The sequence below is a fragment of the Exiguobacterium sp. s130 genome (assembly GCF_018619055.1).
Classification (GTDB): Bacteria; Bacillota; Bacilli; order Exiguobacteriales; family Exiguobacteriaceae; genus Exiguobacterium_A.
This window is the reverse complement of record NZ_JACSNI010000011.1, coordinates 1-15,517: the sequence shown is the minus strand read 5'-3', so window position 1 is coordinate 15,517 and position 15,517 is coordinate 1. Positions and strand designations below refer to the sequence as shown.

At 47.2% G+C, this 15,517-nt stretch carries 19 protein-coding genes; 1 reads left to right on the top strand and 18 read right to left on the bottom strand.

Features of this window, described 5'->3' with window-relative positions:
• Positions 1-52: 52 nt before the first annotated feature.
• The 9 genes from spoVG to metG all read right to left on the bottom strand — a co-directional run bounded on the left by spoVG (position 53) and on the right by metG (position 8,285).
• Positions 53-364 carry a septation regulator SpoVG gene (gene spoVG, locus HZS85_RS16270; RefSeq protein ID WP_214856839.1) on the bottom strand — a complete coding sequence of 104 codons (312 nt, stop codon included), beginning with the start codon at positions 362-364 and terminating at the stop codon, positions 53-55.
• 158 nt (positions 365-522) lie between these two features.
• Positions 523-1,362 carry a pur operon repressor gene (purR, locus tag HZS85_RS16265; RefSeq protein ID WP_023466544.1) on the bottom strand — a complete coding sequence of 280 codons (840 nt, stop codon included), beginning with the start codon at positions 1,360-1,362 and terminating at the stop codon, positions 523-525.
• Positions 1,363-1,431: 69 nt separating this feature from the next.
• On the bottom strand, positions 1,432-2,292 hold the full coding sequence (gene ispE / locus HZS85_RS16260; RefSeq protein WP_035413228.1) for a 4-(cytidine 5'-diphospho)-2-C-methyl-D-erythritol kinase: 861 nt from the start codon (positions 2,290-2,292) through the stop codon (positions 1,432-1,434).
• Positions 2,293-2,387: 95 nt separating this feature from the next.
• Positions 2,388-2,627, bottom strand: coding sequence for a Veg family protein (locus HZS85_RS16255; protein ID WP_012368950.1), 240 nt, complete (start codon positions 2,625-2,627; stop codon positions 2,388-2,390).
• Positions 2,628-2,711: 84 nt separating this feature from the next.
• The gene (rsmA, locus tag HZS85_RS16250; protein ID WP_214856838.1) at positions 2,712-3,590 is read right to left on the bottom strand and encodes a 16S rRNA (adenine(1518)-N(6)/adenine(1519)-N(6))-dimethyltransferase RsmA; all 879 of its coding nucleotides are present in this window, start codon (positions 3,588-3,590) and stop codon (positions 2,712-2,714) included.
• The gene (gene rnmV / locus HZS85_RS16245) at positions 3,587-4,144 is read right to left on the bottom strand and encodes a ribonuclease M5 (RefSeq protein ID WP_023466539.1); all 558 of its coding nucleotides are present in this window, start codon (positions 4,142-4,144) and stop codon (positions 3,587-3,589) included. The genes rsmA and rnmV overlap by 4 nt, the downstream gene beginning before the upstream one ends.
• Before the next feature lie 66 nt (positions 4,145-4,210).
• Complete coding sequence (locus HZS85_RS16925; RefSeq protein WP_214856837.1) at positions 4,211-5,482, bottom strand: 3D domain-containing protein; 1,272 nt, start codon at positions 5,480-5,482, stop codon at positions 4,211-4,213.
• Entirely contained in the window at positions 5,479-6,246 is a 768-nt protein-coding gene (locus tag HZS85_RS16235) for a TatD family hydrolase (RefSeq protein ID WP_023466535.1), read from the bottom strand. Before HZS85_RS16235 ends, HZS85_RS16925 begins: the two co-directional genes overlap by 4 nt.
• A 59-nt stretch (positions 6,247-6,305) precedes the next feature.
• Positions 6,306-8,285, bottom strand: coding sequence for a methionine--tRNA ligase (gene metG / locus HZS85_RS16230; protein ID WP_285801424.1), 1,980 nt, complete (start codon positions 8,283-8,285; stop codon positions 6,306-6,308).
• 324 nt (positions 8,286-8,609) lie between these two features.
• Between metG and HZS85_RS16225 the strand changes: the two genes are divergently transcribed.
• A complete protein-coding gene (locus HZS85_RS16225; protein ID WP_214856834.1) occupies positions 8,610-8,906 on the top strand; it encodes a transition state genes transcriptional regulator AbrB in 297 nt (98 codons plus the stop codon).
• A gap of 35 nt (positions 8,907-8,941) precedes the next feature.
• On the opposite strand, the gene rsmI is transcribed toward HZS85_RS16225, so the two are convergent.
• The 9 genes from rsmI to HZS85_RS16180 are packed head-to-tail and all read right to left on the bottom strand — an operon-like array spanning position 8,942 to position 15,399.
• A complete protein-coding gene (gene rsmI / locus HZS85_RS16220) occupies positions 8,942-9,799 on the bottom strand; it encodes a 16S rRNA (cytidine(1402)-2'-O)-methyltransferase (RefSeq protein WP_214856833.1) in 858 nt (285 codons plus the stop codon).
• Positions 9,796-10,050 carry a GIY-YIG nuclease family protein gene (locus HZS85_RS16215; RefSeq protein WP_035413209.1) on the bottom strand — a complete coding sequence of 85 codons (255 nt, stop codon included), beginning with the start codon at positions 10,048-10,050 and terminating at the stop codon, positions 9,796-9,798. Before HZS85_RS16215 ends, rsmI begins: the two co-directional genes overlap by 4 nt.
• Positions 10,043-10,780: a tRNA1(Val) (adenine(37)-N6)-methyltransferase gene (locus tag HZS85_RS16210; protein ID WP_056061982.1), complete on the bottom strand. Its 738-nt coding sequence runs from the start codon at positions 10,778-10,780 to the stop codon at positions 10,043-10,045. The genes HZS85_RS16215 and HZS85_RS16210 overlap by 8 nt, the downstream gene beginning before the upstream one ends.
• Before the next feature lie 51 nt (positions 10,781-10,831).
• On the bottom strand, positions 10,832-11,182 hold the full coding sequence (gene yabA, locus HZS85_RS16205; protein WP_119182633.1) for a DNA replication initiation control protein YabA: 351 nt from the start codon (positions 11,180-11,182) through the stop codon (positions 10,832-10,834).
• Between the two features lie 8 nt (positions 11,183-11,190).
• A complete protein-coding gene (locus HZS85_RS16200) occupies positions 11,191-12,021 on the bottom strand; it encodes a PSP1 domain-containing protein (protein ID WP_029343044.1) in 831 nt (276 codons plus the stop codon).
• A gap of 6 nt (positions 12,022-12,027) precedes the next feature.
• Positions 12,028-13,020 (bottom strand): DNA polymerase, encoded by a 993-nt coding sequence (locus tag HZS85_RS16195; RefSeq protein WP_050677360.1) that lies wholly within the window; start codon positions 13,018-13,020, stop codon positions 12,028-12,030.
• Positions 13,020-13,349 (bottom strand): cyclic-di-AMP receptor, encoded by a 330-nt coding sequence (locus HZS85_RS16190; protein ID WP_214856832.1) that lies wholly within the window; start codon positions 13,347-13,349, stop codon positions 13,020-13,022. The genes HZS85_RS16195 and HZS85_RS16190 overlap by 1 nt, the downstream gene beginning before the upstream one ends.
• Positions 13,346-13,984, bottom strand: a complete 639-nt coding sequence (gene tmk / locus HZS85_RS16185) for a dTMP kinase (protein WP_214856831.1) — start codon at positions 13,982-13,984, stop codon at positions 13,346-13,348. Before tmk ends, HZS85_RS16190 begins: the two co-directional genes overlap by 4 nt.
• Positions 13,981-15,399, bottom strand: a complete 1,419-nt coding sequence (locus HZS85_RS16180; RefSeq protein WP_214856830.1) for an aminotransferase class I/II-fold pyridoxal phosphate-dependent enzyme — start codon at positions 15,397-15,399, stop codon at positions 13,981-13,983. Before HZS85_RS16180 ends, tmk begins: the two co-directional genes overlap by 4 nt.
• Positions 15,400-15,517 lie beyond the last annotated feature (118 nt).

Sequence of the window (15,517 nt, the reverse complement as noted above, 5' to 3'; positions counted from 1 at the left end):
AAAATCGAGAAAAAAGACAGGTTTTCCCAAGAAGAGAAAACCTGTCTTTTTCTTATGCTTGATCTGCCGTTTGGGCAGAAGAGACTTCGTAACCGATGCCTTCTTCTTGATCCTCACGTGCCGCATAGGCTTCGAGTACTGAATCTTCGACCTTTTTTCGCATTAATGCATTGATTGGATGAGCGACATCCCGGAAGATACCTTCTTGCGTTCGTTTGCTTGGCATGGCGACGAAGAGACCACTGTTCCCTTCGATGACACGCAAATCATGTACCACGAATTCGTGGTCGAGCGTAATAGAGGCAAGTGCTTTCATTCGACCCTCTGCTACGACGCGACGAATTTTAACGTTCGTAACGTTCATTTTGTCCGCACCCCTTTAACCGTTGTCACAACTCTTCGTTGTCTACTTCTACTTACGGCTTAAAACAAACAAAGGTTTAGTCTTTCCCAATCTTTTTACGCATAATTTCCAAAAGTTTGATAATTACAGTATAGTTACAATCCATGCGGCTGTCAATTTCAGGTAGTCTCAGCTTCTGAGAAATAGTGGTCGACGTTTCCACGCTTAACTTGGATTTGACCAAGATCGACGTCGACGTCCGCTAATTTCATTAAGCTGACGTATTCGTTGACCATCTTCTTCTCAGCACCCTCTGCCTCGATTAAAACACCAACACCTGCGACCTTTGCTTCAAACTCGCTTAAGAGACTCATCATTCCGCGAATCGTTCCGCCGGCTTTCATGAAGTCATCAATCAATAAGACATTCGCTCCACGTGGTAAGCTTCGACGCGCGAGTGCCATCGTCCGGATCGCTTTTGAAGAACCCGAGACATAGTTGATGCTGACCGTTGATCCTTCCGTAACGCGACTATCTGAACGCACGATGACGAACGGTACACCAAGTTGCTCAGCGACTGCATAAGCAAGTGGAATCCCCTTCGTTGCGATCGTCATGACGACATCGACTTTCTTTTGGCTAAAGACAGATGCAAACACTTGTCCCATTTGTTTGACCATCTTCGGATCTCCAAGTAAGTCCGTCAAATAAAGGTATCCCCCCGGTAACAGTCGGTCTGGACGAGCGACACGTTCACATAGATCATCGATGAACGGTAACGCCTTCTTACTGCTCCACGTCGGAATGAACATGACGCCACCCGCAGCACCAGGTACTGTAACGAGACGACCTGTTCCCTCATGTTCTAACATCTCGCTGACGATATCTAAATCTTCACTGATCGACGATTTCGCCGATTTATAACGTTCTGCAAAAATCGTCAATGAGACGAGATGATGGGGATGGTCAAGCAAGTACCGCGTCATGTCGACCAATCGACCACTTCTCCGAATTTTCATTTGTTTCGTTCCACCTCTCCGTAATTCCGAATATTCAATAGTGAATATATCATTTTCATACGGATATTATCAATGGTTTTCGCCTAAAAGACGAACGACGTAGACTTCGTTACAAAAGCCGCGTAATCCATTATAGAGACGCTGTGCCCGATTTTCATGCTCCGTTAGAGCAAAGACCGTCGGACCACTTCCGCTCATTAAGACGCCTTCTGCGCCACAACTTGCCATGAATTCCTTAATTTGCTCGACTTCTGGGTGCATCGGCAACGTGACCGCTTCGAGTACATTACCGAGTGATTGGCAGATGGCTTGGAAATCTTGCGCCTTCACCGCATCAATCATTGCTTCGACGTTCGGACGTTTTGCCGTGTTCAAGTCGAGGGCACCATAGACGTCAGCTGTTGAAACACCGATCGTCGGCTTGGCAAGAACAACCCAGCATGGGGGTGGTGAGACAAGTTTTTCTAGCTTCTCTCCGCGACCCGTTGCAATCGCTGTTCCACCCATGACACAAAACGGGACGTCAGAGCCTACTGCTGCGCCGACTTCCGCCAACTCTTCAAGCGTCAAACCGAGTTGCCACAACTCATTTAATCCGCGTAACGTCGCTGCCGCGTCACTGGATCCACCAGCGAGTCCGGCTGCAACTGGAATGTGTTTCTCTAAGAAGATCTCTACTCCTGTCTTGACGTCGTATTTTTCTTTTAAGATCGCTGCTGCTTTATACGCAAGATTACGTTCGTCGTTCGGAACGTAAGCGTGCTGGGCATTCATTCGAATTTCTCCTGACGGCAGCTCCGTCAATTCTAGACGGTCTGCCAAATCGACTGTCGTCATCACCATATGTACATCGTGATAGCCGTCCGGGCGCTTTGCCGTCGCATCTAGGACTAGGTTGATCTTGGCCGGAGCCTTTACAATAATCGTCATCGTGCCGTTCCTCCTCTAGTTCGTTTCCTGTAGGAATTGTATCAACCTTTCCACAAAAAAAGAAGCGAACATTTTGTCCGCTTCGGAAGGTAAGTTTACGAATTCGCAAATTCGATTTGTACGGAGTCTGTTAGCACGTCGGCGTAGCTATAAGAAACTCGCTCGACATTGTGGCGCTCTGCGTCTAGCTTGACTACAAACACCGAAGGATACGTCTCAACGAGCGTTCCGATTCGGGTTACGACCTTTTTACGACCGCCGCTTGCTTTTAGCGTCAGTCTTTCACCAACATGTGTTTCGAAAACATGTCTGATTTCGTTCAACGTCTTTGGCATACGCTTCACCTCACTAATATTTATTATAGCATATTAAATAAATATTAGAAAGGGGAAATATTATATCTGTTCTAATCGTATCCGTCAACGTTTTTTAATTGGCAAAAGTGCATCCGCTAACTGTGCGAATTCCTGCAGGCTGAGCGTTTCTCCGCGACGACGTGGTTCGATTCCAGCTTCCAACAATGCCGCTTCGACCGCCGCCTTTTCCGTTTTCCCGAAGTGTGTCGTCAAGTTGTTCAAAATCGTTTTCCGGCGTTGTGCAAAACTTGCTCGGACGATTTCGAAGAATAATGCCTCATCCTGTGTCAGTACCGCCGGCTCTTTTCGAATGTTCAAACGGATGACTGCTGAATCGACATTTGGTGCCGGAATAAAGACTTGTTTTGGAACCGTGAAGCAGACTTCAGCTTCCGCATAATACTGAATCGCGATCGATAGAGAACCGTATGCTTTCGTGCCCGGTTTTGCACCGATTCGTTCAGCGACTTCCTTTTGAATCATCATGACGAGCGTCCGAAACGGTGCTTTCGCTTCGAGAATCCGCATGATGATCGGTGTCGTGACGTAATATGGGAGGTTCGCGACGACGGCAATGTCAGTGATGCCTTCTTGCGTGAACTCTTCTGCGACGATCGTCGAAAGATCAAGTTCAAGAGCATCGCCGTGAATGACCTTCGTATGGGGATATGGTGAAAGTGTATCGTCAAGAATCGGTAGCAACCGCTGATCGATTTCAAGAGCGACGACTTTTTTCGCCTGTTTCGCCGATTGTTCCGTCAATGAGCCGATTCCTGGTCCGATCTCGAGTACGCCGCTTTCAGGCGTTAATCCAGCTGCCCCGACGATGTTTCCTAATACGTTTAAATCGATTAAAAAGTTTTGTCCCAACGATTTTTTAAACGAAAAGCCATGTTTCGCTAAAATTTCCTTCGTCCGGTGCAATGTAGCAATGTCTTTCAAACTTCTTCCTCCTCTAATTGTTTCAATGCCGCTTCCCATTCCGCCCGCGTGATTCGGATCGATGCGACGCGTTTGACGAGTTGTTTTGCATTCGGTTCACCAATCGCAAGAATCTGACCGAGACGACGACGACGGATCGAGGCTGCTGGTCCACCAATCAAATCGGCTGCTAGAATCATCTCACGTGTCACTTCGGCAACCGGTGCTTCTTCCGTCTCATAGACAGCAGCGAGCGCCTCTTCGATTGCGGCAGGTGAGGCATGCTCCACACCGATTTTCCCTCGTTTATCTTTTGCTTGAGCACGCGGAAGATAGGCGTGTTTACAGCCTGGTACGCGTTCATTGATTCGGGCACGGATACGATCTCCTGGAAAATCAGGGTCCGTGAAGATGATGACACCGCGTCGTTCCAGTGCCTTCTCGATGCGTTGCATCGTTTGTTCATTAACGGCTGAACCGTTCGTTTCAATTGTATCGACATCAAAGACTTCTTGTAATCGTGTCGTATCATCCCGTCCTTCGACGACTATGACTTCTTTTAAGCGTTTCCGCATGATCTCTCCACCTTCTTCAAACACTCTCGTAATTGTACCTGTTTCCACGAAAAAAACAAGGAAGCGTCACATGTCCGCTTCCGTTGCACTAGGAATGACCCAGACTTGTAGTTGTTTTCGACCGAACGTCTTTGCTTTTTGTTCGCCATCGACTAAAATATCAATCTTATTGCCTTTAATGGCACCACCTGTATCGAGAGCGATCGCAAGACCCACTCCTTCGACGTAGACCTTCGTACCAAGCGGAATGACCTTCGGATCAACCGCGATAATCGGCAAACCTTGATAGGTGATCGTATCGGTCACGTCATACCCGGTCGCTGTCAAGGCACGTCCGTTGTACAAACGACTGCCGTTCGAAGCTGGGTCATTCGTATACGCCGTCGCTTCGACCATCAAACTCTTCGCACTCGAAAAATCAAGGTCTGCATCGGCTTTCGGTGTTTCAGTTAGTGGATTGGTCGCTTGTTTTTCGTTGAAGACGGGCGTTTCGATTGGTGTCTCAATCGGTTTTGTCCCGACTTTAACGACTTGTTTGATCGGCGTCCGTGTCACTTGGTCATCAATCAGTTTTTTCTCTTTACTAAGACCGTCAGCTAACGTCAATTGATACTTTTTCGTTCGGACACCCGGACGACCTGATGCCGTCACCAGTTGCTCGCCTTCCGGTAAGGTCGGATCCTTGACTTCTTCAATCTCAAACGGCACGAGCTGTTCTTGCGTCAACGTCGCACGACGTGTCGTGTTGACCGTGATCAACGTCCCTTCCGTCACGCGGGTATCAGGATCCGGAGCGACCCGGTCTTCCTTTTGCAGACGGATTCCTTCCCGTGCTAACAATTCCCGAACTGACGTCTCATACGTGTAGATTTGTCGGGCTTTTCCACCGACGACGAGGTCAACGGGAAAAGCTTCCCGATACCGAACTGTCATGCCGTTCGTCAACACAGCGTCAGAGGACGGATAGATATCATCCGTGTCGGCTTTCTTGATGCCGCGTTCTGCCAGCAAATCCTTCACTTGGCGTGCTTGCGTTCGAACGCGACGAGACTCACCATATCCCATGATCAGCGTGATTTCTTTCGCCCGCTGAATGACGATTAATCGTTTTTTCGGCAGGTCGGCACTAAGTGCTGGTTCAATCACATCATTGTCACGCGTCGTAATACCGGCTTCTTCAAGTGCTCCATAGACAGAGTCAGCTGTCGTTTCAATTTGCTGTTCTTGACCATCAATCAAGACAGTCACGGTTTGTGGATGATCCATCATCCCATAGACGAGTGCTGCCGCAAGTAGCAGGCTGCACCCGATTGTAATGAACGTTAACGAACGCATCATGGCAAACGGAAGACCCGTTTTGCATTTTCCGTCGTCGCTGCTTCGACGTCAGCGTACATCATGCCACGGAGCTGCGCGATCTCTTCGGCGACGAATCGGACGTAAGCCGGTTCGTTGCGTTTACCGCGGTGCGGTGTTGGTGTCAGGTACGGACAATCCGTCTCAACGAGTAGACGATCGAGCGGGACTTCCTGCGCGACACGTTTCGGCATCTTCGCATTCTTGAACGTAACGGGACCTCCGAGTGAAATGTAGAAGTTCATCGCTAGGCAACGTGGTAATAATTCAGCACTCATGCTGTAGCTATGCAGAATCCCGCCGACTTCTTTTGCATCCTCTTCTTCAAGGATCCGTAACGTATCTTCTGTCGCTTCCCGGTTATGGATGACGATTGGTTTCTTTTTCTGCTTCGCGAGACGGATCTGTTTGCGGAAAGCTTCCTGCTGGACATCTTTCGGTGACGTGTCCCAGTGATAGTCGAGTCCGATTTCTCCGAGCGCAACGACTTTTTCGTGATCCATCAACCGTTCGACCTTTTGGTACGCTTCCTCATCAAAATCAATCGAGTCGACGGGATGCCACCCGATGACCGCATAAAGATCATCGTACGCTTCAACGAGTTCCATCGCACGATCGATCGTCTTATGATCAAATCCGACGACGATCATCGGTGAGACACCGTTCGCGCGTGCCCGCTCGATCGTCTCGTGGACGTCGTCCGCAAATTGGTCTGCATTCAAGTGAGTGTGTGTATCGATTAACATAGCTGTTCGACTCCTTCTTTAAAAAAATGCCTGTGACATGAAGTCCACAGGCATCGGTTTTATTTTACGCTTGCGCCGTTCGCCATCGTTGACGGGACCGTCGCTAGTTCAAGTTTTCCTGCTTTTTCAGCAGCAAGGACCATTCCTTGTGAGAGTTCGCCACGTAACGTGACCGGTTTTAAGTTCGCCACGACGATGACTTTTCGTCCGACTAAATCTTCCGGCTCATACCACTGAGCGATACCAGAGACGATTTGGCGTGTTTCTTTGCCCATATCGACTTGTAGCTTCAATAGTTTTTTCGCCTTTTTGATCTTTTCAGCCGTCACGACTTCACCGACACGTAATTCGATCTGATCAAAGACATCGATTGTCGTTTCTGGACGAATATCTTCGTCTTCTTCTTCAACTTCTTCTTCCTCAACACGTGCTGCAGAAGCTTGACGCATCATGTCGACGATTGCTTCGACTTCTTCTTTGACGTCGAGACGTGGGAAGATTGGTGTCGCTGTACCGACTTTCGTTCCTGGTGCGATGTCTGCGAATTTCTCGAGCGCTGCCCAGTCCATCGCTTGTCCAGAGAGACCCAGTTGCGCGAAGATCTCTTTTGGTGAACGCGTCATGAACGGTTGCAACATGATCGCCACGTGACGTAAGACGCCGACGAGATGCACCATGACCGAACCGAGTTCCGCCGTTTTGGATTCGTCTTTTGCAAGCACCCATGGTTGTGTCTCATCAATGTATTTATTGGCACGGCTGATCAATTGCCAAATGTTCGATAGCACGACAGAGAATTCCATGTGTTCCATCGATGCTTCGACTTTCGTGACCGTTTCTCTTGCAAGATCTGACAGTGTCGCATCAAACGGTGTCACATTGCCTGTATAGGCTGGGATCTCACCGTCAAAGTATTTCGTGACCATCGCGATCGTTCGGTTGAGTAAGTTCCCGAGGTCGTTTGCTAAATCGTAGTTCATCCGCTCAACGAATGCTTCAGGTGTGAACATACCATCTGAACCGAATGGAACTTCGCGTAACAAGTAATAACGAAGGGCGTCAAGACCGTAACGATCCGTCAATGGGATCGGATCAACGACGTTCCCTTTTGATTTCGACATTTTTCCGTCTTTCATCAACAACCAACCGTGTGCGAAGACTTTCTTCGGTAATGGGAGATCAAGTGCCATCAAGAGTGCCGGCCAAATGATCGTGTGGAAACGAACGATTTCTTTTCCGACGAGATGAACATCTGCTGGCCAGTACTTATCGAAATTACCATGATCGTCCGTACCATAACCGAGTGACGAGATATAGTTCGTCAACGCATCGATCCAGACGTAGACGACGTGCTTCGGATTCGACGGGACTTGTACACCCCAGTTGAATGTCGTCCGTGAGACCGCTAAGTCTTGAAGACCTGGTTTAATGAAGTTATTGATCATTTCGTGTTTACGTGATTCTGGCAAGATGAATGACGGATTCGCTTCAAAGTACTCAAGTAGACGGTCCGCGTACTTGCTGATCCGGAAGAAGTAACATTCTTCGCGAACGAGTTCGACTGGGTGTCCACTATCGGGGCTCTTTCCGTCAACGAGTTGTGATTCCGTATAGTACGTCTCATCCGGAATCGAATACCAACCTTCGTATTCACCTAGGTAGATATCGCCTGATTCAAGAAGTGTCTCGAACACTTTTTCGACGACTTTCTTGTGACGTGGTTCCGTCGTCCGGATATAATCATCGTACGAGATGTCGAGACGATCCCATAAGACTTTAATCTGCTCGACGACACCATCGACGAATGCCTGTTCCGAAATACCTGCTTCTGCTGCTTTTTCCTGGATCTTTTGACCGTGCTCATCGCTACCTGTCAAATACCGGACGTCGAATCCTTGAAGTCTTTTGTACCGTGCCATTGCATCTCCAGCCACCGTCGTGTACGCGTGACCGATATGTAGTTTTGCACTTGGATAATAAATCGGGGTCGTGATATAAAATGTCTTTGCCATGTTATTCCTCCGTTCTCTTATTTCCATCTTCATTATAGGCTATTATACGCTGTTACGGGACTGATGTCGAAATTCACTTTTTGTCGAATCGAAACATTTTTTGACATCAGACATCAAATTACAAAAAAACACACTCTATAGTTTCATTTCCTTTAAAAAGGGAAAATATATTAATAAATCGTTTCAAATATGGGTTTTTTGAGAAATAAATGACATTTTGATTTCAAGCTATTCAGATTGGTTGACTACTTTTGGAAAGTCTAGTATTCTACATTCTATAGAAACGATGTCGAATTTTGACGATTTTTCAAAAGAAAAAGAGATCCATGACATCAAAGGAGGAACAACAAAATGAAATCAACAGGTATTGTACGTAAAGTAGACGAGCTCGGTCGTGTCGTAATTCCAATCGAATTACGCCGTACACTTCAAATCGCAGAAAAGGATGCCCTCGAGATCTATTTCGACAACGAACAGATCATCCTTAAAAAATATAAACCAAACATGACTTGCCAAGTGACAGGTGAAGTATCAGAAGATAACTTCAAATTGGCTGATGGTAAATTGATTCTTTCACCAGATGGCGCACAACGCGTTCTCGTTGAATTAAAAGATTTCCTCGATCGTCATTACGCAAGCAACGAATAAACAAAAAAGGAAGCTCCTTAACGGGGCTTCTTTTTTTAATCTGCTTCGTGAAACGCGAGGTACAATTGCTGACGATCCAGTCCTCGTTCTTTTGCGACACGCTTCAACGCTGCATTCGGTTTTTCGCCCTCTTCGATATACCGACGGATTTGCTCGAGGGGATCACTGTCTTGAATGACGGCATCCGGTCGTTCTTCGTTTGATCCTTCGACAAGGACGACGAACTCACCTCGAACGTCTTCTGCTGCCCAAGCGCGTAATTCACTCACACTTCCACGAATATACTCTTCATACCGTTTCGTTAGTTCTCGGGCTAACGTCACCTGGCGATCACCAAGTACTTCTTCGATCCCTTGCAACATCTCTTTTAATCGATGCGGTGCTTCATAAAAGATGAGTGTTCCTGATTCGTATTTCAATTGCTCTAACGCTTCGCGGCGTTCTTTTTTCTTTCGTGGCAAAAAACCATAATACAAAAAGCGTTCTGTCGACAGACCGGACGCGACAAGGGCTGTCAATGCAGCGTTCGCACCCGGAAGAACGATGACAGGAATATCTGCTGCGATTGCTTGGCGGATCAAATCGCTTCCCGGGTCCGAAATACCGGGCATCCCGGCGTCGGAGACGAGGGCAATTTGCTTTCCCGCCTCTAAATCAGCGAGTAGTCGTTCGCCACTTGTTTGTTTATTATGTTCATGGTAACTGACTAGCTTTGTCTCAATCGAAAAATGCCGAAACAGTTTCATCGTCTGCCGGGTATCTTCTGCTGCGACGATATCAGATTCCTGTAAGATCCGGACGGCTCGATAGGTCATGTCTTCTAAATTGCCGATTGGTGTCGGGACGATATAGAGACCGGCTCCTTGCTGTTGATAGCTACTTGTCGCTTTCATGAGGTTCCTCCTTGAATCAAACGCTCTTTCTGTGAACGTGTCAATTGTTTAATCGCGTATTCCCGCTTCATCGCTTCTGATTTTGTCGCGAAAATTTCCTCATGAACGAGGACGACCGGCAGACGGGCACGTGTATACTTCGCCCCCTTGCCTGCATTATGTGTTGCGATGCGTTGCGTAACGTCTACCGCGTAACCCGTATAATACGTATCATCTTGGCAACGAACGATATAGACTGCATGCTCAGACATCGAACAGTTCCTTCATCTGAGCCGCATACGAGTTATCCGCTTCATAGACGATGAACGGGGAAAGAACCTTCAGTCCAGGTTTTGCATCCTTGATCCCCTCGATCAAAAGCATGTTCGCTTCCTTCCCTGCCTTCGGATAAATCAACTGCATCCGTTTCGGTTCCAAGCGGTATGTTCGCATCAAAGTGACGATATCGAGCAGTCGTTCCGGTCGATGGACGAACGCTGCCTTTCCGCCTTGTTTTAACAAATCAGATGCTCCACGAATACAGTCTTCAAGTGTACAGAGGACTTCATGCCTTGCGATCGTATAATGTTCACTTTGGTTTTGGTTTGATGTCTCGTTGGCTAAAAAATAAGGCGGATTACAGGTGACAGCATCATAGATGCCGTATCCAAGACGTGCCCCCGCCTCTTTGACGTCACCATCAATCATCTCAATCTGGTCGTTCAGTTCATTCAAGTTAATGCTACGTCGTGCCATCTCCGCTAGTCGCGGCTGAATTTCAAGACCCGTGATTTGCCCTTTCGTCCGGTAGGATAAAAAGAGTGGGATCGCACCGTTCCCAGAGCAAAGATCGGCAATCCGCCCCTGTTGAATTGGAACCCATGCAAATCGTGCGAGCAATGCCGCATCGAGTGAATAGGAGAAGACGGATGGACTTTGAATGATTTTCCCTTCTTGTCCTAAGAGATAATCAAGTCGTTCGTCTGGTAATAGTTCAAACATGTCGTGCCTTCCTTTCCGAAAAAAAGACTGACTCATGTAGAAGTCAGCCTCTCAATGTTTCGTTAACATGGATAAGCAGAAGAGACAATCGCCGTCTTTTCGTACTTGTCCATAATGCAAGTTACAGATGTGGAACCCTTCCTGGTACAATCGTCCGAGATTGTCATAGCCCGCACCAACGCCTGCTTCCGCTTCTTCCGCTTCCGTGACCGGCTGTTGTTCATCGCGTTCGACTTTTTCCCGAAGATGATGATTCTCCAGATACAGATGTTGGTTCTCTTCCATCATGTAAGCCAGCTGATCCTTTAACACGCTCAGATGCTCAGTTAGCAAATGAATCTGTTGCTCAATCGCATCGACACGCGTAATGATTTCTTTTTTATCGACTCTCTCCACGCGTATGCACCCCGTTATTCTTTTGGTCGTTTTGGTTTTACGGCACCAACGGATAATAGTTCTTCCATCGAATACGTCAAGACGCGGGAACGATCCTTCAGTTCAATTTGAACGACTTGATCGAGGATGTTCAAGCCAACGACGCGTCCTTCGCCTTCAGGTACCGTCAAACGTTTTCCATAGTCCGGCAAGTCACGGCGCATCTCTTCATACGTATCGTTCTCATATTTTAGACAGCACATTAAACGACCACACACCCCTGAAATCTTCGTCGGATTCAACGACAGGTTTTGATCTTTTGCCATCTTGATCGAGACCGGTTCGAACTCACCAAGGAAAGATGAACAACATAAGACACGACCACATGGACCAATGCCTCCAAGTAACTTCGCTTCATCTCGAACACCGATTTGACGGAGTTCGATGCGTGTCCGGAAAACAGCCGCTAAATCTTTGACGAGCTCACGGAAGTCAACACGTCCTTCTGCCGTGAAGTAGAAGATGACCTTATTGCGGTCAAACGTGTACTCGACATCGACCAATTTCATATCGAGTTTATGTTCACGGATTTTTTCGACACATACCGCATGCGCATCAAGCGCTGCGACTTTATTTTCGCGGACGATCATTGCATCTTTATCGTCAGCAATTCGAAGAATGGATTTCAGTGGCAACACCACATCTTCTTCGTCCATTTGTTTATCGGCGATGACCACTTCGCCATATTCAATGCCCCGTACCGTCTCAACGATGACTGCTTGTCCTCGTGATAATGACTCTTGTCCAGGTGCAAAATAATAAATTTTGCCCGCTTCTTTAAAGCGAACGCCTACTACTTCTAGCATGTCGCTCTACCCTTTCTGTAAGTCAAACATGAGACGCTCAACTGTTAATTGGGGATTAACATTCGCTTCGACCCGTCGGACTGCGGCAAGCACAGCTTGTAACCAGCGGGTGATCGTCGTCTGGCTCTTGGACCCCATCTGTTCAAGTTGGGGTTTACTATTCGTATAGGTCATACCTTCCCACGCCGGATTCAGTTTCAGGCGTAAGACATCCTCGAAGAAACAAGTGACGAGTTCAAGACCAATTCGGACATCCTGACGGTTCTTGAATTGTCCCATCCATTTCTCTTGTACGAACAGTGGTAAATCAGCCGGACGATTCGCTAATTCCTCCATCAATTGTAACACTGACGCTCGCGCATTTACAAACCAGTCTTCGAGTAATGCTTCTTCTGCATCCTCGACTTTTGGATAGACACGCGCTGCCAGTTGCGTCAACTCGTGGTCCCGTCCCGTTTTTTCAGATAAAACCTCGCCAATCATTTGACGATCCGCTGGACGAAAACTTAATAACTGTCCCCGCGATCGAATCGTAGGTAAAAGGAGTTGAGGTTGATTCGTCAACAATAAGGCCACTTTTCCTTCTCCTGGTTCCTCAAAGAACTTCAGCAAACTGTTCGCTGCTTGGGGAGTCATCTTATGGGACTGTGTAATGACATAAATCTGACGATCGCCTTCAAGTCCTCGGAGTGAGAGATCATGCATCAATTGTTGAATCTGTTCTTTTTTGATGGTCGCGCCATCTGGTTCGATTTCATAATAATCGACCAAGTTACCACTTTCCATCCGCCGACAGCTACGACAGACACCACATGGCTCCACATCGACCGGGGCCTCACAAAAAAGGCTTTTCGCGAACAAGTGAGCCGCTTCAAGTAGAAGCGGCTCATAGTCTCCAGTGAAGATATAAGCGTGATTGATTCGATCGTTTCGTAACGAATTTTGAAGAATCGTCGAAATGACCGATTGTGTCTGTTCCAGTTCATGAAACGTCTGCATTAGAATTGGTGAAACCCTTCAATTGGCAAGACGAAAACCGTTGCCCCGCCTACCTGGACTTCAACAGGGTACGGGATATAAGAATCGGCATGACCACCCATTGGTGAGATTGGAGAGACCATCTGTTCACGACTCGAACAATTCTTTTTGATCAATCGTAACAGATCATCGAGACGCTCACTCTGTACACCAATCATGAACGTCGTGTTTCCCTCTTTAAGAAAACCACCTGTCGTCGCTAGTTTCGTTGCTCGGAAATCATGCTCGACAAGCGCTTCCGCCAAACGTAAGCTGTCTTTATCTTGAATAATCGTAATGACCATTTTCATGAGAATCTCTCCTTTTCTTCTAAATAGGTAATGACATCTTCCACTAAGTCCTGATGAATCACTTCAATCGATCGATTGGCTTGTACGATCTGCACCCGTTCTGGATCCGATGCTGCAATCTGTTGGAAACCTTCATAGACGCGGGCACGAAACGCATCATCTCGCTGCTCGATTCGATCAAGTGCTCCCCGGTCCATCATTCGTTTTTTAGAATCCGTTACCGTTAAATCAAATAAATACGTCCGGTCTGGCGCTAATCCACCTGTTGCAGAATCATTGATTTGACGCACGAGATCAATCGGATGTCCAAGCCCATATCCTTGATAGGCAAGTGAGGCATCAACGAATCGGTCACATAAGATGATTGTGCCTGCCTCTAACGCCGGTCGAATCAATTCTTCGACATGCTGGGCACGAGACGCTGCATACAGCAGAATTTCCGTCATCTCTTTCATTTCTTCAAAATCAGGATTTAAAATCAATGAACGAATTTCGTTCCCAACGCGTGTGCCACCTGGCTCACGGGTCATCATGACATTATAGCCCTTTTCTTTTAACACATCATTAAGCAATTGTAGTTGTGTCGTTTTCCCGGCACCATCCGGTCCTTCGACAGTAATGAACGTACCTTTCATCTTTCAAACCCTTCCTCTATGACGCGTAACGCTCCTTGTTGCAATTGTTCGCCCCCTTGCAAATGAACGGCTACGGTTTGATAATGTCGTAAACGTAGTACCTGTTCCGCCGTAATGCGTTCGCCTCTGACGATCAACGGGATGCCTGGCGGGTACGGAATAATGGTTTCAAGTGAAACATGACCGATACACCCATCCAACTGACGGAACATACCTGTTGCTTGTTCTAACTGTTCATAAGAACAAGCTAAAGCAGATACCTGTATTTTACCCATAATTGGTTGCTCGATATACCTTTTCAAAGGAATTCCTTCTGATTTCATCATTTGAATGGCGCGTTCGACACGATGGACCCAGTCATCCTGCTCAGACTTTGCTAGCGGACGAAGTGGCAAAATACAGACGACGTGATCTCCTAGAGCAAATTCCGCATCGAGCTGAACAGCTCGTAACGCGTGCAACAACGCATCTCCTGAATATCCCTCATACGTTAATGTCATCCGTGACCAATCATCGAAGCGAAGGACGGTCATATGATCAAACCGTTGAAGTGATTCGATAAACGCATCGTGACTAACCTGAATATCTGACATACCTTCAACTGTCCATTGTTCACGATAGGAACGGGCATAGTCTAATGAAGCCATTAACAAATACGAAGGACTTGAGGTTTGAAACGCTTGGAGCGCTCGCTGTAACTTTCTTCTCATCTTTTCCGAAAATCGCTCGTGCATCCATGCTCCCATCGTCAGTGCAGGAAGCGTTTTATGGGCAGACTGGACAACAGCGGTTGCTCCTAATTCAAATGCAGAACGAACACCAAATGCTTTACCGAAGTGTGCACCATGTGCTTCATCCACTAATAAAGGGAGCCCGTGCGACGCTGTGAGCTGAACGAGTGACGTGATATCAGCTGCTTCCCCGTAATAGGTCGGTGAAGTGATAAACACCCCGACTCCTCCTGGGTATTTCGTAAACGCTTCCTTTAATGTTTCACGTGAAACATGTCCACTGATTCCCGTTTCCTCATGGATGTCTGGTTCAAGAAAGATCGGTTCGATCCCAAGCCATTCTAACGCATTGAACACCGATTTATGGGAATTACGCTGTACATAAACACGATCTCCTCTTGTTGCTGTAGCGGCAAGCATCGCCCAGTTCCCAACGGTCGAACCATTCACAAGGAAATGACTCGCTTTTGCACCGTAGACTTTTTGCAACAAAGCTATCGCGTCTGCAATGGCCTCTTCCGGATGATGAAAATCATCTAGACCAGGTAATTCTGTGACGTCCCATTTAAAGAAGTCAGGAAGAGGTGTCAATGTTCCATTCTTATGACCAGGAACATGCCATGAGATGGGCGTTCGATCTAAGTGACGTTGAAGTGCATGTACAATAGGAAGTTCGTGTTTCATGAAAAAACTCCTTTTCCTCTAAAATGATTACACAAAAAGACCGACCTGCAATCTGCAGATCGGTCAAGTGCCTGGCAACGTCCTATCCTCACAGGGGGAAGCCCCCAACTACTTTCGG